The sequence below is a fragment of the Microbacterium rhizosphaerae genome (genome assembly GCF_034120055.1).
GTDB classification, from domain to species: Bacteria; Actinomycetota; Actinomycetes; order Actinomycetales; family Microbacteriaceae; genus Microbacterium; species Microbacterium rhizosphaerae.
Map to the genome: position 1 here is coordinate 3,498,727 of NZ_CP139368.1, position 21,708 is coordinate 3,520,434.

The 21,708-nt window shown below is 72.0% G+C and carries 16 protein-coding genes; 8 read left to right on the top strand and 8 right to left on the bottom strand.

Annotated elements, in window-relative coordinates:
- The first annotated feature begins 105 nt into the window (after positions 1-105).
- On the top strand, positions 106-1,476 hold the full coding sequence (locus SM116_RS15870) for a TrkH family potassium uptake protein (protein WP_320944197.1): 1,371 nt from the start codon (positions 106-108) through the stop codon (positions 1,474-1,476).
- Positions 1,469-2,140 carry a potassium channel family protein gene (locus SM116_RS15875; protein WP_320941935.1) on the top strand — a complete coding sequence of 224 codons (672 nt, stop codon included), beginning with the start codon at positions 1,469-1,471 and terminating at the stop codon, positions 2,138-2,140. Before SM116_RS15870 ends, SM116_RS15875 begins: the two co-directional genes overlap by 8 nt.
- A 9-nt stretch (positions 2,141-2,149) precedes the next feature.
- On the opposite strand, the gene proC is transcribed toward SM116_RS15875, so the two are convergent.
- Positions 2,150-2,986: a pyrroline-5-carboxylate reductase gene (proC, locus tag SM116_RS15880; protein WP_320941936.1), complete on the bottom strand. Its 837-nt coding sequence runs from the start codon at positions 2,984-2,986 to the stop codon at positions 2,150-2,152.
- Between the two features lie 59 nt (positions 2,987-3,045).
- Here proC and SM116_RS15885 point away from each other — a divergent pair, with 59 nt between their 5' ends.
- Together SM116_RS15885 and SM116_RS15890 are read left to right on the top strand one after the other, a co-directional pair.
- Complete coding sequence (locus SM116_RS15885) at positions 3,046-4,011, top strand: cation diffusion facilitator family transporter (RefSeq protein WP_320941937.1); 966 nt, start codon at positions 3,046-3,048, stop codon at positions 4,009-4,011.
- 6 nt (positions 4,012-4,017) lie between these two features.
- The gene (locus tag SM116_RS15890; RefSeq protein ID WP_320941938.1) at positions 4,018-4,929 is read left to right on the top strand and encodes an LLM class F420-dependent oxidoreductase; all 912 of its coding nucleotides are present in this window, start codon (positions 4,018-4,020) and stop codon (positions 4,927-4,929) included.
- 33 nt (positions 4,930-4,962) lie between these two features.
- On the opposite strand, the gene SM116_RS15895 is transcribed toward SM116_RS15890, so the two are convergent.
- Positions 4,963-5,415: a nucleoside deaminase gene (locus tag SM116_RS15895; RefSeq protein WP_320941939.1), complete on the bottom strand. Its 453-nt coding sequence runs from the start codon at positions 5,413-5,415 to the stop codon at positions 4,963-4,965.
- A 31-nt stretch (positions 5,416-5,446) separates the two neighbouring features.
- Here SM116_RS15895 and upp point away from each other — a divergent pair, with 31 nt between their 5' ends.
- Entirely contained in the window at positions 5,447-6,079 is a 633-nt protein-coding gene (gene upp / locus SM116_RS15900; RefSeq protein ID WP_320941940.1) for a uracil phosphoribosyltransferase, read from the top strand.
- On the opposite strand, the gene SM116_RS15905 is transcribed toward upp, so the two are convergent.
- The 3 genes from SM116_RS15905 to SM116_RS15915 all read right to left on the bottom strand — a co-directional run bounded on the left by SM116_RS15905 (position 6,064) and on the right by SM116_RS15915 (position 11,438).
- On the bottom strand, positions 6,064-7,389 hold the full coding sequence (locus SM116_RS15905; RefSeq protein WP_320941941.1) for a type III PLP-dependent enzyme: 1,326 nt from the start codon (positions 7,387-7,389) through the stop codon (positions 6,064-6,066). The genes upp and SM116_RS15905 overlap by 16 nt on opposite strands.
- 13 nt (positions 7,390-7,402) lie before the next feature.
- Complete coding sequence (locus SM116_RS15910; protein ID WP_320941942.1) at positions 7,403-7,702, bottom strand: DUF3467 domain-containing protein; 300 nt, start codon at positions 7,700-7,702, stop codon at positions 7,403-7,405.
- Between the two features lie 64 nt (positions 7,703-7,766).
- Positions 7,767-11,438, bottom strand: a complete 3,672-nt coding sequence (locus SM116_RS15915; protein WP_320941943.1) for a TM0106 family RecB-like putative nuclease — start codon at positions 11,436-11,438, stop codon at positions 7,767-7,769.
- A gap of 85 nt (positions 11,439-11,523) precedes the next feature.
- Between SM116_RS15915 and SM116_RS15920 the strand changes: the two genes are divergently transcribed.
- From SM116_RS15920 to SM116_RS15930, 3 genes are all read left to right on the top strand, one after another.
- Positions 11,524-13,578 carry an NAD(+) synthase gene (locus tag SM116_RS15920; protein WP_320941944.1) on the top strand — a complete coding sequence of 685 codons (2,055 nt, stop codon included), beginning with the start codon at positions 11,524-11,526 and terminating at the stop codon, positions 13,576-13,578.
- A 70-nt stretch (positions 13,579-13,648) separates the two neighbouring features.
- Complete coding sequence (locus tag SM116_RS15925) at positions 13,649-15,082, top strand: phytoene desaturase family protein (RefSeq protein ID WP_320941945.1); 1,434 nt, start codon at positions 13,649-13,651, stop codon at positions 15,080-15,082.
- Positions 15,083-15,086: 4 nt separating this feature from the next.
- Positions 15,087-16,547, top strand: coding sequence for a lipase maturation factor family protein (locus SM116_RS15930; protein ID WP_320941946.1), 1,461 nt, complete (start codon positions 15,087-15,089; stop codon positions 16,545-16,547).
- Positions 16,548-16,564: 17 nt separating this feature from the next.
- On the opposite strand, the gene SM116_RS15935 is transcribed toward SM116_RS15930, so the two are convergent.
- The 3 genes from SM116_RS15935 to SM116_RS15945 form a co-directional block, all read right to left on the bottom strand.
- The gene (locus SM116_RS15935; protein ID WP_320941947.1) at positions 16,565-17,401 is read right to left on the bottom strand and encodes an SGNH/GDSL hydrolase family protein; all 837 of its coding nucleotides are present in this window, start codon (positions 17,399-17,401) and stop codon (positions 16,565-16,567) included.
- Between the two features lie 93 nt (positions 17,402-17,494).
- Positions 17,495-20,548 (bottom strand): SMC family ATPase, encoded by a 3,054-nt coding sequence (locus SM116_RS15940; RefSeq protein ID WP_320941948.1) that lies wholly within the window; start codon positions 20,546-20,548, stop codon positions 17,495-17,497.
- Entirely contained in the window at positions 20,545-21,699 is a 1,155-nt protein-coding gene (locus SM116_RS15945; protein ID WP_320941949.1) for an exonuclease SbcCD subunit D, read from the bottom strand. The genes SM116_RS15940 and SM116_RS15945 overlap by 4 nt, the downstream gene beginning before the upstream one ends.
- Positions 21,700-21,708 lie beyond the last annotated feature (9 nt).

The following is a 21,708-nucleotide window of genomic DNA, read 5'->3' on the forward strand; positions in this document are numbered from 1 at the left end:
CTAGCCGCGCACCCATCCGAGTACCATGACGGCGTGGCGCGTCCGGACAGCAGCGGGGCTCGGGGCGGGCGGCCCCGGCGCTGGGTCGTCACGGCCGGCGCCGGCATCCGGGATCTCGCCACGTCGTCTCCCTCGCGCTTCGCCGTGATCGTCTTCGCGCTCCTGATCGGAGTGTTCACCGTGCTGTTCTCGCTGCCGATCTCGGCGGCGGATCACCAGGTCACGCCGTTCGCGGATGCGCTGTTCACGGCCGTCTCGACGATCTGCGTGACGGGCCTGTCGACCGTCGACATGTACACGCACTGGTCGCCGTTCGGGCACGTCGTCACCTACATCGGCGTGAACGTCGGCGCCATGGGCGTCCTGACCCTCGCCTCGATCCTGGGTCTCGTCATCTCGAAGCGCCTCGGGCTGCGCGCCAAGCTCATCGCGGCCGGCGACACCAACCCGATGCGCGCGCACGGCGGTCCGGTCAACGAGGGTCAGGCCGTTCGGCTCGGCGAGGTCGGCCAGCTGCTGGTCACCGTCGCGCTGTCGACGCTCGTGATCGAGGCCGCCCTCACGGCCCTGCTGTATCCCGCGCTGCTCGTCGCCGGCGTCGATCCGATCGACTCGCTGTGGCAGGCGCCGTACTACGCCGCGATGGCCTTCACCAACACGGGCTTCACGCCGAACAGCGCAGGCCTCGCGCCGTACATCGACCAGTACTTCCTGCTGTCCGTGCTCATGATCGGCGTGTTCCTCGGACAGCTGGGCTTCCCCGTCATCCTCACCCTCTACCGGCGGCGCTGGCGCACCCGGCTGTGGTCGCTGCACGCGAAGCTCACGATCATCACGACGACGCTGCTGTTCGTCGCAGGCGGGCTCGCCTTCCTCGGGCTGGAGTACGACAACCCGGCGACCTTCGGTCCCATGAACCCGGTCGAGGCGGCGTTCCAGGCCTTCTTCCTGTCGGCCATGACGCGCTCGGGCGGCTTCTCGACGATCGACATCGGCCAGCTGCACGGCTCGTCGCTCGTCGTCGGATCGATGCTCATGTTCATCGGCGGCGGCTCGGCCTCGACGGCCGGCGGCATCAAGGTGACGACCTTCGCCGTGCTGGCGCTCGCCGTGTGGTCGGAGGCGAAGGGGCGGCCGTCCGTGCAGGCGTTCGGTCGCCGCATCCCGAGCGACGTCCAGCGCGTGGGTCTCTCCGTCGTCGCGTGGGGCGCCACGATCGTCGCCGTCTCGACGATCACGATCGCGCAGATCACGCAGGCGCCCATCCAGGACGTGATCTTCGACGTCATCTCCGGCTTCGGCACCGTCGGACTGTCGACCGGCCTCACGGCGAACATGCCCGATCTCGCCGTCTACGTCCTGGCCGCCACGATGTTCGCGGGGCGCGTTGGTACAGTGACACTCGCTGCGGCCGTGGCCGCGTCGAACCGAGCGCAGCTCTACTCGCTGCCCGTGGAAAGGCCGATCGTTGGTTGACCGTCTGCGCAGTGACGCGCCCGTCCTGGTGATCGGGCTCGGCCGCTTCGGCGCCGCGTGCGCGGGAGAGCTCGACCGCCTCGACCGCGAGGTGCTGGCGATCGACGACAGCCTCGAGCTCGTGCAGAAGTGGTCGGAGCGGGTGACCCACGCGGTGCAGGCCGACGCGCGCAACGTCGAGGCGCTCAAGCAGATCGGCGCCCAGGACTTCGAGGTCGCCGTCGTCGCGGTCGGCTCGATGATCGAGGCATCCATCCTCATCACGGCCAACCTGGTCGACCTGCGGGTGCCGCAGATCTGGGCGAAGGCGGTCAGCCAGTCGCACGGCAAGATCCTCGCGCGCATCGGCGCGAACCACGTCATCTACCCGGAACGCGAGGCGGGCGAGCGTGTCGCGCACCTGGTGAGCGGACGGATGCTGGACTTCATCCGGTTCGACGACGACTTCGCCCTCGCCAAGATGTATCCGCCGAAGTTCCTCCGCGGCGTGGGCCTCGGCCAGTCCGGCGTGCGCTCGAAGTACAACGTCACGATCGTCGGCGTGAAGAGCCCGGGCAGACCGTTCCGCTACGCGGAGGCCGACACGGTCGTGACCAACCACGACCTCATCATCGTGTCGGGCACCAACAGCGACATCGAGCGCTTCGCCGATCTCGACCGCTGACGGCCGGCCTCAGCCGCCGGCGGCCAGCTCCTTCGCGCGGGCCAGCGCCGCATCCGTCGCCTTCGCGAACACAGCGTCGAGCGTCGCCTCCTGCAGCACCGCGATGGCACGCTCCGTCGTGCCCTTCGGGCTCGTGACGCGGCGGCGCAGCTCCGCGGGGTCCTCCCCCGTCGCCTCGAGCAGGTAGGCGGCGCCGATGAAGGTCTGCTCCACCATCGTGCGCGCCTCCGAGGGCGCGAAGCCCTTGCCGATCGCGGCCTTCGTGAGCTCCTCCATGAGCAGGTAGACGTACGCGGGGCCCGAGCCCGAGATCGTCGAGAGGGCGTCGATCTGCGCCTCGGGCACCTCGACGACCGTCCCCACGGTCTCGAAGAGCCGCCGCACGAGCGCGACATCGTCCGCGGACGCCGTCGACCCGGCCGCGAGCCCGGTCACGGCGCGTCCGACGAGGGCCGGCGTGTTCGGCATCGACCGCAGCACCGGGATGCCCTCGCCGAGGATCCCCTCGAACGTCGCGATCGTCACGCCCGCGGCGATGCTCACGACGACCGTTCCCGGACGCAGGCGGGGCGCGATCTCGCGCAAGAGGTCGGGCACCATGACCGGCTTCACCCCGATGAGAACGACATCGGCGGATGCCGCGGCATCCCCGTTGGCACCCGGATCCGACTCGAGCGCCACGCTCGTGACCCCGTCCAGGCCGGAGAGGCCGTCGGCCTTGGCGGCCGTGCGGTTGGTCACGGTGACTCCGCCGCCGAGTCCGGAGGCGACGATCCCCTGGAGGATGGCGCCGCCCATCGAGCCGGCACCGAGGATCGCGACGGGAGGGAGGGTGTCTGCGGGCATGCCCGACATCCTACGGCGGGGGCGACAGAGGGATGCCGCGGCTTCCCTAGACTCGTTCCATGAGTGCTTCCGGCGGCGGCAAGGCGATCCTGGCAGCGTTCCTCGCGAACATCGGCATCGCGGTGGCGAAGATCATCGCGTGGCTCCTCTCCGGCTCCGCCGCGATGATGGCCGAGGCCATCCACTCGCTCGCGGACAGCGGCAACCAGGTGCTGCTCATGTTCGGCGGGCGCCGCTCGCGTCGTGCGGCCGACCGCGAGCACCCGTTCGGCTACGGCCGCGAGCGCTACATCTACGCGTTCCTCGTGTCGATCATCCTGTTCTCGGTCGGCGGTCTGTTCTCGATCTACGAAGGCATCGACAAGATCATCCACCCCCACTCGCTGGAGAACTGGTGGATCCCGATCGCGGTGCTCGTCGTCGCGATCATCCTCGAGTCGTTCTCGCTGCGCACGGCCGTGAAGGAATCCAACACGCATCGCGCCGACGGCGAGTCGTGGTTCGCGTTCATCCGCCACGCGAAGGCGCCGGAGCTGCCCGTCGTGCTGCTCGAGGACGTCGCCGCCCTCACCGGCCTCGTCTTCGCCTTCCTCGGCGTCGGGCTCACCGTCATCACCGGCAACTCGCTGTTCGACGCCCTCGGCACGCTCTTCATCGGCGCGCTGCTGGTTCTCGTCGCGATCGTCCTCGGCATCGAGACGAAGAGCCTGCTGGTCGGCGAGGGCGCCGGCGAGCAGGACCGCGCCCGCATCGAGGACGCCATCCTCGTCGGCGACGAGGTGCACAAGCTCATCCACATGAAGACGCTCTACCTGGGCCCCGACGAGTTGATGGTGGCCGCGAAGCTCGGCTTCGCCGCCGACCGCAGCCTCAGCGCGGTCGCTGCGGACATCGACGCGGCGGAGGCGCGCATCCGTGAAGCCGTCCCGGCCGCTCGTGTGATCTACCTCGAGCCGGACGTCTACCGTCCGGGCCTGGATCCCACCCCCTCGACCGACGCCTTCGTCGTGAAATCGGAGAACTGAGAGCCGATGGAGCACTGCCTGTTCACCGAGCCGCAGCAGGGATTCCGATACGACGAGCAGCTGGCTTTCGCGCGGGCGGGCGAGGATGCCGGGTTCCACGGCTTCTTCCGCTCCGACCACTACATGCGCATGGGTCCGGGCGACCCGCATCCGGGGCCCACCGATGCGTGGACGACGCTGGCGGGGCTCGCGCGCGAGACGTCGCGCATCCGCCTGGGCACGCTCGTCTCGTCGGTGACCTACCGGGTGCCGGGGATCCTCGCGATCCAGGTCGCGCAGGTCGACGCCATGTCCGGCGGTCGCGCCGAGCTGGGCCTGGGCACCGGCTGGTTCGAGCAGGAGCACCGGGCGTACGGCATCCCGTTCCCGTCGAGGCGGTTCGACATCCTCGAGGAGCAGCTGGCGATCGTCACCGGGCTGTGGGGCGCCGAGGGCACTTTCTCGTTCGAGGGCGAGCACTACACGCTCGAGGACTCCCCTGCGCTGCCCAAGCCCGTGCAGGAGCGCGTGCCGGTGATCGTCGGCGGCAACGGTCCGCAGCGGACTCCGGCCCTCGCTGCGCGCTACGCGACCGAGTACAACATCGGATTCCAGCCCGAGGAGGTCATCGCCGCGGCGTTCGACCGCGTGCGGGCCGCCTGCGCGGCGATCGGACGCGATCCCGAGACGCTCAAGCTCTCGGTCGCGCTGCCGACGCTCGCGGCGCCGGACGAGGCGATCCTGACGCGTCGTGCGGGCGCGCTGGGGAGGCCGCTCGACTCCTTCCGCAACGGCGTCAACATCGCCGGCGACGCCGACGTGATCCGCGAGAAGGTCGCGCGACTGGAGGCGCTCGGCGCACAGCGGGTGTACTTCCAGCTCATGGATGTCCGTGACCTCGAGCAGGTCGCCTACCTCGGCGAGGCGCTCGCCGGCTGAGCCCGGGTGGTCGCCCGCTGAACCCGGCGGCGGTCATCGGCGGTCGGTGAAGAACTCCTGCAGGAGCCTGGTCGCGGCCTCTTCGGCGACGCCGCCGACGACCTCGGCCCGATACGGCAGCCGGCGATCGCGGACCACGTCGTAGACGGAGCCGGCGGCGCCGGCCTTGTCGTCCCACGCGCCGAACACGAGCCGTGAGATGCGGGCCTGCAGGAGCGCACCCGCGCACATGAGGCAGGGTTCGAGCGTGACCACGAGCGTGCAGCCCTCGAGGTTCCAGGTGCCGAGGGATGCCGCGGCCTCCCGCAGCGCGACGACCTCCGCGTGCGCCGTGGGGTCGCCGGTGACCTCGCGCACGTTGCGACCCTCGCCGACGACGGCGCCGGCGGCATCCAGCACCACGGCGCCCACCGGCACATCCCCTGAGGCGCCGGCGTCGCGCGCGAGGGCGAGGGCGCGATCCATGGCAGTGGAATCGGTCACCATGCTCCGACCGTAGCGCCGATACCCTGTGCGTATGCGCGTCCACATCGCCGACCACCCCCTCATCACCCACAAGCTCACGGTGCTGCGCGACCAGCGCACGCCGTCGCCGGTGTTCCGCCAGCTCACCGAGGAGCTCGTGACCCTGCTCGCCTACGAGGCGACACGCAACGTGCGGGTCACGCCGGTGGACATCCAGACGCCCGTGACCGCGACGACCGGCGTGCGCATCGGGGAACCGCGGCCGCTGGTCGTCCCTATCCTGCGGGCGGGACTCGGGATGCTCGAGGGCATGGTCAAGCTCCTCCCGACCGCGGAGGTCGGCTTCCTCGGGATGGTGCGCAACGAGGAGACGCTCGAGCCGTCGACGTACGCGGAGCGCCTGCCCGACGATCTCAGCGACCGCCAGTGCTTCGTGCTCGACCCGATGCTGGCCACCGGCGGATCGCTCGGCGCCGCCATCGATTTCCTCTTCAAGCGAGGCGCTCAGGATGTCACGGCCATCTGCATCCTCGGCGCGCCCGAGGGTATCGCCGCCATCGAGCGGCAGGTCGGCGACCGCGACGTGACGCTCGTCCTGGGCGCTCGCGACGAGCGCCTCAACGAGAAGGGCTACATCGTGCCCGGGCTCGGCGACGCAGGCGACCGTCTCTACGGCACCGTCTGAGGCGGGGGCTGCAGCACCGGCGCGATCGGCACGGTCGCAACGGGCGCCGGCCGGTCGGCGAGCACGGCGATCGGCGTCGGCGGTCGGCCGTTGAACCGGGACGACGTGACGCTGGTGTACGCCCCCATCACCGGGCTGACGAGCAGGTCGCCGGGTGCGAGTTCCGGCAGGTCGAGCTCGCGACCGATGACGTCGGACGAGTCGCAGGTGGGCCCGGCGACGGTCGCGATCATGCGCGCTCCCGCGTCCCGAGCCGCGAGGTCGCGCACGGCGAACACCGGCGGGTGGACATCCTCGGTGAGCACGTTGGAGTACGAGCCGTACAGCCCGTCGTCCACGTAGTACCAGCGGCCGTCGGGCCGGTCGGCGACCCCGACGACGCTCGTGACGAGCGTCATGGCCTCGGCGACCATGATCCGCCCGGGTTCCGCGATGATGTCGAGCTCGTGGGCGCGGGGCTCGAGCAGCGGGCGGATGGCGGCGGCCACCTCCTCCAGTGTCGCGACCGGCGCGTCGTAGGCCACGGGGAACCCGCCGCCGATGTCGAGCACGTCGAAGCGCACCGGCAGGGCGCGCTCGAGCTCGTCCATCAGGTCGAGCGTCTGCGCCACGGCGCCGGCGAACCGCCGGGCGTCATCGAGCTGGCTGCCGACATGGAAGCTGAAGCCGGCGATCGGCACGCCGACTGTGAGCGCATGCTCGACGAGAGCGCGGGCCGCGGACGGCGCGACCCCGAACTTGCTCGACAGGTCGCTGCCCGCGTGCGGGCTGCGGTACGCGAGCCGGACCAGCAGCCGCACACCCTCGGCTCCGCGGAACTTCTCGAGCTCGCACACGCTGTCGACGACGAAGGTGCGGATGCCGGCATCCATCGCCCGTTCGATCTCCTCGGGCTTCTTGACCGGATGCGTGTCGATGATCTGCCCCGGCTCGACGCCGCGGGCCAGCACGCCGGCGAGCTCCTCGCTCGTGGCGATGTCGAATCCGCCGCCCTCGTCGCTCAGGGCGTCGATGACCGCGGGATGCGCGAGCGCCTTGACCGCGTAGTGGAAGCGCACGAACGGCAGGGCGGCACGCAGCCGGCGGTGCTGGAGGCGCACGCGCTGCGGATCCAGGACGAGCAGCGGCGTGCCGAACTCGGTGAGGGCCTGGGCCGACCTGTGGAGGACGGCGGCCGCCTCACGCCGGCGCACGGCGAGCAGGCACTCGTGGCCGTTCACGATGCCGCCTCCGCGGCGGGCGATGTGCGCATCGCGTCTCCTCTGATCGCGCCGACTCGCGGCGATATCGAGGAGAGTGGATGCGCGCACCCTCTGATACGGGTCAGGGAGTGGCGCGGCGGCCGGTCTCCTGCTCCCAGAACTCGAGCTGCTGCGTGAGCGCCTTCGCCAGCTCGAACACCTGCTCGGGCGGGATGCGGATGCGGCTCACGACCCGCGCCGGGACGACGGCGACCCGTTCGCCGTCGCTCGTGTCCTGCTCCCGCGGCGGCTGGGCCAGCGTGACGAAGTCCATCACGAAGACCGCAGGCGTGTGCCACACGTTCGCGAAGTCGGCGTAGTTCCCCGCCACCACCTCCGGCGGGAGGTCGATCTCGAACTGCGGGGGAAGCTCGTCTGGCATGGCCGCTCCTCGGGGCTGCGCTGCACGTGACCCAACGCCAATTCGGATCGTCGGTCTCGAGAGTCTACGCGGGAAGGGTGACGCCGAGGTGGAGCGATGTCGCGGCCTCCGCGGCCCCCGTGGCGTCCTCGTCGACGAGTCTCGCGAACCCGCTCAGGCGTGCCACGCCGTCGGGTGTGCGCGGCAGGTCGTCGAGGATCCCGGGCGCGTACACGACGTAGGCCGTGTGCTTCGCGCGTGAGATCGCGACGTTGATGCGATTGCGAAGGAGCAGGAACTCGAGGCCGCGCGGCGCATCCCGCCCGCTCGAGGCGGCGAGCGAGAGGATCGCGACCGCCGCCTCCTGTCCCTGGAATCGGTCGACCGTGCCGACCGGCACATCGCCGAATCCGGCGGCGGCGAGAGCCTGCTCCACGAGCACCTGCTGAGCGTTGTACGGCGTGACGACGATCACGTCGCTCGAGGCCAGCGGCCGCGGCGGCAACGCGCCGTCATCGGAGACGTCCGTCCAGGCGCGCCCGACGACCGAGCGCACGAGCTCGACGACGACGGCCGCCTCCTCCGGCGACGCGGTGGAGTTGCCGTGGTGGCGCACCGGCACCGGAATCACGCCCGGCTCGATGCCCTCGAGGCTCCGCAGGGCGGTGCACGGGTGCGCCTCGAGCTCGCCGTCGTATGACAGGCGCGACACGGCTTCGGCGACGGCGGGATGCATGCGGCGCGACTGCGGGAGGAAGAATCCTTCGTCCGGCGCGACCACGTCGGCGCCGTCCATCACCCAGCCGAGCGCCGACGTGTCGACGGGGGCCGGATGCGTCCCCTGGCTGACCTGTGGCAGCTGCTGCGGGTCTCCGAGCAGGAGCAGTCGCTTCGCGGCGAGCGAGACCGCGATCGTCGAGGCCAGCGAGAACTGCCCGGCCTCGTCGATCACGAGGAGGTCGAGACTTCCCCGCGGGATGCGACCCTCGTGCGCGAAGTCCCAGGCGGTGCCGCCGACGACGAACCCCGTCGCCGCACGCTCTTCGGCGAAGGCGCGGATGCCGTTCTTCTGCAGAGGGGTGAACGACAGCGGTGCGTCCCCCTCGGCCCGCGCCGATTTCGGCGCCTTGCCGACGAGCCCCGCGTCGAGGCCCGCCGCCACCACGCGGTCGAGGAGGTTCTCGACCACGGCGTGCGACTGCGCGACGACGCCGATGCGGTACTGCCGCTCGGCGACGAGCCGCGCGATCACGTGCGAGCCGACGTAGGTCTTGCCCGTGCCGGGAGGACCCTGCACCGGCAGGTAGCTGTGGTCGAGGTCGGCGACGGCCTCGACGATCGCATCGACTCCGGCCGTGCCGCCGTCGTACGCCGTGGCGCGGAAGCCGCCGCTTCGGGTTCGCGGAGGCCGGCGCAGGAGGATGTCGGTCGCCGGGTCGAACGGCAGCGCGGGCGCGGACTGGATGAGCGTGTCCGCCCACGCGTCGATGGCCTTCTGCTGGTTGAGCGCCTGGGGCGGGGCCGCGGGTGCGAGGGCGACGGGAAGGTCGCTCCACGTCTCGCCGTCGACGGCGAACTCCTCGACGACCGCCCCGTCGTCGAGCTCCTCGACCACGGTGACGCCGTGTGCCGCGTGGATCCAGCGGGGCGACGCATCCACGAAGAACGGCGCAGGAAGCTCGTAGACCGCGAACGGATTCACCCCCTCGCGCAGCTGCGTGCCCGGTGCGAGCTCGCCGCGCAGCTCGACGATCCGTCGCAGCGCGCGCGACCGGCCCTCGTCAGGAACGTGCCAGTCGGTCACCACGCGGCTGCGCGCCGCGTCCACGGCGAGCGTGTCGCGCGTCTCCTCCCACACCGACAGCGGCTCGCGGAGGCGCTGGAAGTGGCTCGCCCAGAACGTCTTCGCCTCGCGCGGGTAGTAGTCGATCGCGGCGGCCGCAAGCTTCAGCGCCTGCGCCTCGCGCTCATCCGCCGACAGCGCCATGGTCTCGAGGAAGCCGGCGTGCGGCGACGGCTCGTACACGCGCTCGGCCGCATCGACGTCTCCGGCGGGACGCAGGCCCGCCTCGCGGGCGCGATCGACGAGCCAGTCGCGCAGACGGCGGGTCGAGACGCAGTCGTAGCGGTTGTAGTCGGCCAGGTCGTCGAGGATCACCTGGGCCGCCGCATCCTGCCCGTTCTCGCCCAGAGCGCGCGCCTCGACGTAGCGCTCGATCGACACATCGCCCTTCTGGACGTCGCTCGTGCGCACCTCGTCGCCCATGTAGAGCGGCTCGAGCTTCTTGATCGAGTACGAACGCGATCCGACGCGCAGCGCGCGACGCACCACCGGGTAGAGGTCGACGAAGACCCCCTCGCGCAGCAGCCGGTCGATGTCGCGCTCGCACACCCCGTGCCGGGCGGCCATCGCCACCAGGTGTGCCGTCTCGTACGGCGCGTAGTGGTAGATGTGCATGCCGGGATGCTGCTGCCGCCGCAGATTCACGATCTCGACGAAGGTCTCGAGCGCCGTCTTCTCGTCGGCGAACGTGTGCGCCCACAGCGCCGTGTACTGCTCACGCATGTCGACCCACCCGAAGAGGTAGTCGATGCCCCACACCGCGGGGTCGCTCTCGGTGTAGAGCGGGTCGCCCTCGAAGTCGAAGAAGATGTCGCCGTGGTCGGGACGCGGCAGCGCGCCCAGGGCCTGCGGCAGCACGACCTCGTACGTGGGGGCGATCGCATCGGTCGCCTCGGACCGCAGCTGCAGGCGCGCCTGCGTCCGGAGCATCGCGAACGTGTCGGGGTTCATGCGCTCGGGTCCGGCGGGAGCGTCCGCGAGCGCGTCGATCGTCGTGATGCCCGCGTCGCGCAGGCGCGCGCGCTGCACCGGGCGCATGCCCGCCACGAGCAGGAGGTCACGGGATGCCTCGACCTCCGCCTCGCACGTCGCGCAGCGTCCGCACGCGACGACGCCCAGCTCGCCGCGCTCGTCGGCCCACGCGATCGGCGGGTAGTGCGCACCGAGGTCGATGCGGCGATCCGCGATGAGGGCGCGCAGACGGGCGCGCCGCAGCCGGAAGGTCGGCAGCAGGTCGTCGACCTCGTGGACGCTCGTGGTGCCGTCGCCGAGGAGGAGCTCGACCCTGTCGGCGCGTGGCACGCCGAGGCGATCGAGCTGGTCGACGTAGGCCGCGAGCTGCATCAGCGCCGTCACCCGCGCATGACGGGCGAGCTTGGAATCCTGGACCACCCACCGCGGCCCGGTCTGCGAGCCCGCCCCGGTCCCTGAGCCCGCCCCGGTCTGCGAGCCCGTCCCGGTCCCTGAGCCCACCCCGGTCCCTGAGCCCACCCCGGTCCCTGAGCCCACCCCGGTCCCTGAGCCCGTCGAAGGGTCGCGCACGAGGAAGTCGGCGAAGCCGACGAACTCCGGTGTCGCGAACGCCGCCTGGTAGACGACGGCGGCATCGGAGGCGAGCGCCGCATCCGTCAGACGCACCGCGAGGTCGAGGGCCTCGGCATCCGACGAGCGCGTCTGCGGGATCTCGATCACGCGGTCGCCGAACTCGGTCTCGTAGCGGGCGAGCACCCGCCGCTCGTGCGCGTCGCCGAGACGGCCGGCGCGGGCGAGCGTCGCATCCTCCGGATCCTCCACCGGGGCGACGCGCCCGAGCTTCGCGTCGATCGCGCGCAGCCAAGCGAACTCGCACTCCGCGGCGGCCTTGAGGTCGCTCGCGCTCCACACGATCCGGCGGTCGGCCTCGATGTATCTCACGCTTCGACAGTATCCGGGGTGGCGGACACGGTCGCCGCGCGGCGGTGCCCGGCGGGGCGTCCGGCGGGAATGCCAGACTGGACGGATGAGCCTCGCGTACGAGAGCGCCTACCGGCACGGGTTCGCCCGCGTCGCGGCCTGCACGATCCCCGTCGCGATCGCGGACCCCGCGACGAACGCCGACGCCGTGCTCGCGGTCGCGCGGGAGTGCGATGCGGATGCCGTGGCCGTCGCCGTGTTCCCGGAGCTGTGCCTGACCGGCTACTCGATCGAGGACCTCTTCCTGCAGGACGTCGTGATCGATGCCACGGTGGCCGCGATCGAGCGCCTGGTCGTCGCATCCACGGAACTGCTTCCGGTGCTCGTGGTCGGCGCCCCGCTGCGACATCGCAATCGCCTGTACAACTGCGCGGTCGTCATCCATCGCGGCGAGATCCTCGGCGTCGCGCCGAAGTCGTACCTGCCCACCTACCGGGAGTTCTACGAGCGGCGCTGGTTCGCGCCAGGAGACGACCTGGCGGGCGACGACATCACGATCGGCGAGCGGCAGGCGCCGTTCGGCCCCGACCTCCTGTTCCGTGCGCGGGATGTCCCGGGGCTCGTCGTCCACGTCGAGGTGTGCGAGGACATGTGGGTCCCGGTTCCGCCGTCCTCAACTGCGGCTCTCGCGGGCGCCACCGTGCTCGTGAACATCTCCGGCAGCCCCATCACGATCGCACGCGCCGACGACCGCGCCCTCCTGTGCCGCGCGCAGTCGCTTCGCGCGAACGCCGCCTATGTCTACGCGGCGGCGGGCCTCGGCGAATCGACGAACGACGTCTCGTGGGACGGCCAGACCATGGTCTTCGAGGCCGGCCGGCTGCTCGCCGAGTCGGAGCGCTTCCCCGACGGCCCGCGCCGCTCGGTCGCGGACGTGGATCTCGACCTGCTGCGGCAGGAGCGCATCCGCACGGGAACCTTCGACGACAACCGCCGCACGATCCGTCCCGAGACCCGCACCGTGCACTTCCGCCTCGACCCGCCCACGGGCGACGTCGGACTGCGGCGGCGCCTCGACCGGTTCCCGTTCGTGCCCGACGACCCGGCCCGTCTCGCGCAGGACTGCTACGAGGCGTTCAACATCCAGGTCTCGGGACTCCTGCAGCGCATGCGCGCGATCGGCAACCCGAAGCCCGTCATCGGAGTGTCCGGCGGCCTCGACTCGACCCACGCGCTGCTGGTCGTCGCCCGCGCGATGGACCGCCTCGGCCGGCCGCGCAGCGACATCCTGGCGTACACGATGCCCGGCTTCGCGACCTCGTCGCACACGAAGTCGAACGCCATCGCCCTGGCCGAGGCCATGGGAGCGACCATCGAGACGATCGACATCACGGAGCCGGCGACCGCGATCCTGCACGGCATCCACCATCCGTACGCCGGCGGCGAACCGGTGTACGACGTGACGTTCGAGAACGTGCAGGCCGGCGTGCGAACCGACCTGCTGTTCCGCCTGGCGAACCAGAACGGCGGGATCGTCATCGGCACGTCCGATCTCTCCGAGCTCGCGCTCGGGTGGGCGACCTACGGCGTCGGCGACCACATGAGCCACTACGGTGTGAACGCCGGCGTGCCGAAGACGCTGATCCAGCACATCATCCGGTGGGTCGTCGCGCATCGCGAGGGCGTCTCGGACGAGGCCGCCGCCGTGCTGCAGTCGGTGCTCGACACGGAGATCAGCCCCGAGCTCGTGCCCCCGGGTCCGGACGGCGCCGTGCAGTCCACGGAGCAGTCGATCGGTCCGTACGCACTGCACGACTTCACGCTGTTCCACGTGCTGCGCCGGGGCTACCGGCCGTCGAAGATCGCCTTCCTCGCCGAGCACGCGTGGCGGGATGCCACCTCCGGCGACTGGCCCCCCGGCTACCCGGAGAAGGACCACCGCGCGTACGACCGCGCCGAGATCGTCGAGTGGATGCGGGTCTTCCTCCGCCGCTTCTTCGGCTTCGCGCAGTTCAAGCGCTCAGCCGTGCCGAACGCCCCGAAGGTGTCGCCGGCCGGCTCGCTGTCGCCACGCGGCGACTGGCGTGCGCCCTCGGACGGCAACGCGCGGGCCTGGCTGGCCGAGCTCGACGGCATTCCCGCCGACGTCCCGACCGTCTGACCGGTAGCCGCTCGGCGCGGACCGCGCAAGACCCCGGGCGGCGACGGCGCGCGGGTGCAAGACTGGCCGCATGGCGCGGAGTGCGACGGTCGTCGGCAGCGGCCCCAACGGACTGGCCGCAGCGGTCGCCCTCGCCCGCGCCGGATACCGGGTGCGGGTGCTCGAGGCGCAGCAGACCGCAGGCGGCGGCGTGCTCACCAAGGGTCTGACGCTCCCCGGATTCCGGCACGACGTGTGCTCCGCCGTGCACCCCGCGGCGCACAGCTCGCCCTTCTTCCGCGCCTTCGGTCTCGACCGCATCGAGTGGATCCGGCCGGAGATATCGTTCGCACATCCGCTCGACGACGGCCGGGCGGCCATCGCGTGGCGCGACCTCGACCGCACCGCCGACGGCCTCGGCGCGGACGGCAGGGCATGGCGCTCCGTGATGCGCCCCCTGAACCGCGACCTCGAGGGAGTCGTCGATTTCACGGGCCATCAGCTGCTGCGGATGCCCCGGCATCCCCTCACGGCCGCGAGATTCGGGATGCGGGCACTCGAAGTGGGCACCCCCGCCATCCGGGGGACGTTCCGCACCGAAGAGGGCGCGGCCCTGTACGCCGGCGTGGCCGCGCACGCGAATACCCGACTGATCTCGCTGGCGGCCTCGGGAGCGGCGCTGCTGCTCCTCGCGCACGCCCACTCGACAGGCTGGCCGTACCCCCGCGGCGGCGCGCAGGCGATCGCCGACGCGCTGATCGCCGACCTGCGCGCACACGGCGGCGACGTCGAGACCGGCCGGGATGTGCGCTCGCTCGCCGAGGTGAGAGACGACCTCGTCCTGCTCGACACCTCGCCGCGACTCCTGCTCACCGACCCCGACCTGCCCTCCGACTACGCACGGTCGCTCAGCCGGTACCGCTACGGCCCGGCCGTCGCCAAGGTCGACTTCGCCCTGGACGGGCCGGTGCCGTGGTCGAATCCGGAGGTGGCGGCATCCCCCACCGTGCACGTCGGAGGCACGCTCGACGAGATCGAGGCGAGCGAGAGCGCGGTCGCCCACGGCCGCGTGACCGGGCAGCCGTACGTGCTCGTCGTGCAGCCATCCGTGCTGGACCCGACGCGCGCACCCGAGGGCTCGGCGACGCTGTGGGCGTACATCCACGTGCCGCTGAACTCCCGGCTCGACCCGACGGAGCTCGTACTGACGCAGCTGGAGCGGTTCGCGCCCGGCATCCGCGACCGGGTGATCGCGGTGCACGCGACGTCCGCGGCGGACCGCGCGCAGCGCAATCCCGGAGAGATCGGCGGCGACATCCTCGGCGGGTCGTTCACCCTCGCCCAGGCGCTGCGCCGTCCGGTCGTCTCGCGCACCCCGTGGCGCACCCCCCTGCCCGGCGTCTACCTGGCGTCGGCGTCCACGCCCCCCGGACCCGGCGTGAACGGACTCGCCGGCTGGCACGCGGCACGGCAGGCGCTGCACGACGCGGGCATCAAGGTCGAGCTCGGGGACCTCTTCGGGTGACGTCATGGACGGTTTCGCGGCAGTCGACTTCGGGTTCTCGCGCGAGGTGCTGCAGCGCGGCATCGCGGTGCTCTACATCGTCGCGTTCGTGTCGTCGTGGAACCAGTTCCCGGCGCTCCTGGGCGAGAAGGGTCTGCTGCCGGCGCCGCGCCTGCTGAGCTGGGTGCACTCCCGCACACGCGCCGGGAGGATCCTGAACCCCACCCTCTTCCGCTTCGTCCGGTTCACCGACCGCCGCCTGCGCGCGCTGTGCGCGGCCGGGGTGGTCATCGCGGCGGCGCTGGCTCTCGGCATCCCTCAGCTCGGACCCGCCTGGGTGCCGATGCTGTGCTTCCTCGCCATCTACCTCGGGTACATGTCGATCGTCTCGATCGGGCAGACGTTCTACGGCTTCGGCTGGGAGATGCTGCTGCTCGAGGCGGGATTCCTCGCCGCGTTCCTCGGCGGCCGCGAGCAGGCGCCGCCGACCGTGGTGATCGTGCTGTTCTGGTGGCTCGTCTTCCGGCTGGAGTTCGGCGCCGGGATGATCAAGATCCGCGGGGGCAGGGAATGGCGCGACCTCACGGCGCTCACCTACCATCACGAGACGCAGCCGATGCCCGGTCCCCTCAGCCGGCAGGCGCACCTGCTGCCGCGGTGGTTCCACCAGGGCGAGGTGCTCGGAAACCACGTCGCGCAGCTCGTCGTGCCGTGGTTCCTGTTCGCGCCGATCCTCGGCCTGGTGGTGCCGGGACCGTGGCCCGCGATCGTCGGGGATGTCGCCGCAGCCATCGTCATCGCCACCCAGCTGTGGCTCATCGTCACGGGCAACTTCGCGTGGCTGAACTGGACGACGGTCGTCCTCGCGTTCTCGGCCGTGTCGGCGCCGGTGCCGTTCTTCCGATCCGCGGGCGCGCTGCCGATCTGGTGGATCGTGGTGACCTCCGCGGTCTTCCTGCTGTACGCGGTGCTCAGCTGGTGGCCCGCGCGGAACCTGCTGTCGCGCCGGCAGCTCATGAACGCCAGCTTCAACCGCTGGCAGCTGGCCAACGCGTACGGCGCCTTCGGCACGGTCACGAAGGAGCGCGTCGAGATCGTCGTCGAGGGGACGCTCGACAGCGATCCGGATGCCGCGACCTGGGTCGAGTACGACTTCAAGGGCAAGCCCGGGGATGTGCGCCGCCTCCCGCCGCAGGTCGCCCCTTACCACCTGCGGCTGGACTGGCTCATGTGGTTCCTGCCGCTCGGCGGCTGGCGTCGGCTCGACGAGCCCTGGTTCGAGGCCTTCCTCGGCGCCCTGCTGGCGGCCGATGCGCCGACCCTCAGACTGCTCGCGCGGGATCCGTTCCACGGCGAGCGGCCGCAGCTCGTCCGCGCCGTCGCCTACCGGTATCGATTCACGACGCACGCCGAGTACCGTCGCGACCGGGTGCGGTGGGACCGCACGCGCCTAGGCACGGTGGTCGGGCCGGCGCGGCTGCGCTGACCCGGTTCAGGCCGGAGTCACGAAGCCCACTGGGAGGCGGCCCACGTGATCGCCGCGAGATGCCCCTGGCCGATCAGCGACGGGTGGAAGTAGTCGCGCGTGGAGATGTCGGACGACGTGAACGGGTAGTTGTAGACCGTGTTGGCGTCGAAGCGGCAGTTCGCGACCGCGGCGCACTCGGCGGCGAGGGCGGCGTTGTACGCCACGACCTGCGCCTCCACGGCATTGCGGCGGGCCACGTCTGCGGCTGCCGTGCTCGTCGGGTTGGCGAGCATCGACTTGCACGTGCCGAACAGCGCCCACCAGAAGCGGGCGGTCGCGTTGTTCTTGCTGAGGTTGTACATCCGCAGCAGGCTCGGAACGCTGGCGACGAAGATCTGCGGGTGCGCCGCGCTGTTCGCCAGCGTCGCGAGGGCGTTGTGGACGTTGGCCTGATAGGTCGCCGTCGGCGTCATGCCGGCGACGGTCGACGTGCACGCGTCGTTCGCGCCCATCTCGATCGTGACGTACTGCGCGCCCTGGCTCACCGCTTTGGCCGCCTGGCCGGGAAGCTGGGCGGACGCATTGCCCGACACCGCGTCGTTGTAGCCGACGAGCGCCGCGTTCCTCGCCTTCAGCCGCACGTAATGCGACTGCACCGATGCGGTGGTGCCGGTGGACCAGCTGTTGGCGGGACACGACGTCAGCGCGCTGCACGTCATGGCTGCCTGCGTGATGGAGTCGCCGAGCGCGGCCATCGTCGAGGGCGGCGGTGCGGTCGTCACCGTCGCGGAGGCGGACGAGGCCGCGAAGAGCGTCCCCGCCGCGAGGGCGGTGGCGGCGGTGAACGAAGCGACGACTCGCAAGATGCGCATGATGACTCCCCAGTGAGCGATGCGGACTGCGCCGCACAATACACCCGTGTATCGGCCGGCGACAGAGGGGATGCGAGCGTCCGTGCCGCCCGATCAGCCGGGGATGGCGACGCCTTGCAGGATGCGGCTCGGCCCCTGGGGCGTGGCCTCGACCTGCAGCTGCGCCGGGATCTGCTCCTTCATCGTCTCGACGTGGCTGATGATGCCGACCGTCCGGCCGCCCTGGCGCAGCTCGTCGAGGGTGCGCATCGCGAGGTCGAGGGTCTCGGTGTCGAGGGAGCCGAAGCCCTCGTCGATGAAGAGCGTGTCGAGACGGATGCCGCCGGCATTCGCGGTGACCGCCTCCGCGAGCCCCAGGGCGAGGGCGAGCGAGGCGAGGAACGTCTCGCCTCCCGACAGCGACTGCGGCGACCGCGCGTGCCCCGTGAACGAGTCCATGACCTCGAGCCCGAGGCCGGACGCCGTGCGCCGGCGGGCGAGCGCGTCGGTGTGCTGCAGCCGGTACCGTCCCGCCGACATCTCCGCGAGCCGCAGGTTGGCGCGCTCGACGATCTCCTCGAGCTCGGCGGCGAGCACGAACGTCTCGAGCGTCATGAGGTGCGTGTTCGGCGGACGACCGGCGACCGTGTGCGCCAGCCGCTGCACCACGGTGTGCCGCTCGGCGAGGTCGGCGGTGGCCGCGTGCGCGGCGTCCGCCCGCTGCACGAGATCGGTGAGCGCTGCCGCCGTCTGCTTCGCCTCGGCGGCCGCCGCGACGGCGAGATTCCACGCCTCGCGCGCATCCGCCACGGCCTGCGCGGACGCCGGCTCGTCGAGCTCGGAGCCGTCGTCGGCGGCGAGATCGAGCTCGAGCTGCAGCAGCCGCTCCTTCTCGGACGCGAGGGCGATCTCGTGGGCGCGGATGCGGGCGGCCAGGGCCGCTCGCACGGCCTCGTCGAGCAGCGCGGCCCGCACGGCGGCGGCCCGCTCCTGCGCGTCGGCACCGGAGCCGCCGAAGACGGATGCGTCGATCCGCCCGTCGCGCTCACGCGATGCGGCGGCGAGCTCGGCGGTCGCGAGCGCCCGCGCATCGAGCGCGGCGATGAGGGCGCGAGCCGCATCCCGCTCCGCCGTCGCGGCCGCGATCCGCTCGGAGACGCTCGGGGCGTCGCCGCGCGCGTCCTGCACCGTCTGCTCGGCGTGCTGCGCCCGCGACCGCGCAGTCGCCGCCTGCGCCGTCGCCTCGGTCATCAGCCGTGCGGCCTCCGCCCGCTCCGCCTCCGCCGCGGCGTCGCGCGTGACCAGGTCGGCGCGCTCGAGGACGAGGCGATCCCGCAGTTCTCGTGCCGCAACGGCGGCCTGGAGCGCCTGGATCCGGTCGGCCCGACGCAGCTCGAGCGCGGCGATCGGCTCGCCGCCCGCTCGCGCCGAGGCCTCGGCATGAGCCGCACGAGCCTCGCGCGCCGCCGTCGCGGCGACGCCCTCGGCGCGGGCCGCGGCATCCCTCGCCTCCTCGGCGCCGGCGATCTCGGCGTCGGTGACGGGCTCGGCGCCGGCCACCGGCACGGCAGGCTGCGGATGCTCGGGCGATCCGCACACCGCGCACGGCTCGCCGGCGACGAGGGCGCCGGCGAGCTCGGCCGCGTGCCCGGCGAGCCTGCGGCGCAGGAGGGCGGCGAGCGCCGCGGCGGCGCTCTGGGTCGCCTCGATGCGGGTCGTGTACGACCGCTCGGCCGCGAGCAGTGCGGTCGCGAGCGACTCGGCCTCCCGCGCAGCCGTCAGCCGCGCCTCGAGCTCGGCGAGGGCGGCCTCGGTCGGAGCCACTCCCGCGGCCGTCTCGGCGAGCCGGGCGATGCCGGCGTCGAGCTCGGCAAGGCGAGCCGGTACGGCGGCACGCCGCTCGTCGATCGCCGCGATGAGCGTCTCGCCTGCCGCGACCGCCTCGGCTGCCGCTCGTGCGTCCGCCCGGATGTCGTCGAGCTCGCGCTCCACTCCGAGCGCGGCGTCCCACAGGGCGATCCGACCCGTCAGCAGATCGGCGTGCGTACGGAGCCCGTCGGTGTCGGCGGTATTCAGCCCATCCGCCTCGACTCCCGCAGCGGCTTCCCAGACGCGGGATGCCTCGGCCAGCGCCGCCTCGGCGGCGCCGTGGGCGCGATCTGCCCGCCCGACGGCGGCGAGCACATCGCGCAGCTCCTCGGCGCGGTCGGCCCGTTCGAGCACGGACCGGTCAGCTGCGATCGCGGGCCCCTGCTCCTCGATCGACGCGAGCGCGGTGCGCGACCGATCGCGAGCGGCGCGCGACTGCAGCCGCAGTTGCAGGGCGGCGTGCGCAGCCGAGGCCCGTTCGAACGCCGCGCCGGCGGCATCCCGCGCGTGTGCGGCCGTCTCGGCGCGGTACGCCCCGCGAGCCACCGCCCGCAGCACGAGGTCCAGGCGCTCGGCCGGATCGGCGGGCGTCGACTCGTCGCCGTCCGAAGGCGGATCGCCGAGGCCCCGATCCGCGACGAGCCCCTCCACCTGATCCAGGAGCATGCCCACGAGAGCGCCGCCCTCGCCGAGCGCGCGCTCCGCGGCGCGGCGACGGTCCTCCAGCGCCTGCTGGTACTGCTCGTAGCGGCGCGTGCCGAAGAGGGTGCGCAGCAGAGTCTGCCGCTCGTCGTTCTTGGCCAGGAGGAACTGCTGGAACCGCCCCTGCGCCAGGAGGATGACCTGCAGGAACTGGTCACGGGTGAGGCCGAGGATCTCGTCCAGCGCGAGGCCCACGTCGCGCGGACCGGAGGCCCGCGTCATCCACTCCCCGCCGCCCCACTCGTCGAGTCGGGCGCGCTGTCCCTCGGTCGTGACGCCTTCGCCGCGGCGCTTCGGCCTCTGGTACTCCGGCGAGCGGGACACGCGCCACCGACCGCTCGCGACCTCGAAGTCGAGCACGACCTCGCTGGGGTCGTCGGGGTCGCAGTGGTCGCTGCGCAGGCGCTTGTCGCCGTCGGCGTACCGCGGCACCGACCCGTAGAGCGCGAAGCACACGCCGTCGAGGACGCTCGACTTCCCGGCGCCGGTGCGGCCGGTCAGCAGGAACAGGCCGTCGTCCGCGAACGCGTCGAAGTCGACGGTCTGACGCTCGCGGAAAGGCCCGAAGCCCTCGAGTTCGACGCGATGCAGCTTCACGCCGACGCCTCCGCGACCACGCGCTCATCGATGATCTCGCGGATGAGCTCGCGCTCGGCATCCGTGGCACCCTCGCCCGCTCGCACATGCTCGAGGAACGCCTCGACCAGGTCGGCATCGCTGCGGGCGCGGCTCACCCGCTCGGCGTACGAAGAGCGGCCGTCGGACGCCCGCGCCGGCGGCGTATGCGCGACCATCGCGCAGAACGGGAAGCGCTTCTGCAGCGCGCGCATGGGCTCGAGACGCGGCGTCGCATCCGTGTACTCCGCGGCCACCCACGCGGTCTCGTACTCGGCGTAGGCCGGGTCGGAGAGCAGGGCGTCGAAGGTGTCGTGCAGCGTCTTCAGCGGCCGCGGGACGGGAAGCTCGAGCCACTCCGCGGCCGCGAGGCCGGCGGCATCCAGCGTCACGAGCCACGACCCGCGCGGCTTGGACTGCTCGCCGAAGCTGTAGTGCAGCGGCGCGCCGGCGTACCGGACGCGTTCGGACAGCTGCTGCCGCCCGTGGATGTGTCCGAGGGCGACGTAGTCCGGTCCGTCGAAGACGCTCAGCGGGACGACATCCAGCGTGCCCTGGCGGATCTCGCGCTCGACGCCCGGGGTCGCCTCGACGCCCGCGGCGAAGCAGTGCGCGATCGCGACCGAGCGACCGGCGCGCGAGGCGAGGTCGGCGCGCACGAGTCCCATGGCGTGTGCCATCGTCTGCGCCTGCGTGCGCAGGCCTGCGTCGGGCCACACGCTCCGCACGATCGCGGGCTCGAGATACGGGATGCCGTAGAACCTGACCGGGCCGTCGGCATCCGAGATCTCGATCGCCTCGCCCACCGCACGGGCGTCGGTCAGGACGTGGATGCCGTCCCGCAGCAGCCTCGCCTGGAACCCGAGCCGCGCGGCGGAGTCGTGGTTGCCACTGGTCACGATGACGTGCGCGCCGGCGTCGCGCAGGGCCGCGAGGGTGTCGGTCAGGAGCGTGTAGCAGGCGGGCGCCGGAGCGGCCGAGTCGAAGACGTCGCCCGCGACGAGCACGACGTCGACGTCGTGCTGCCGGACCTGCGCCGTGAGCGCCTCGAGCACGCCGCGCAGCGCATCGAGCGTCGCGTGGCCGTGGAAGGTCCGCCCGATGTGCCAGTCGCCGGTATGCAGGATCCGCATGTGATCCAC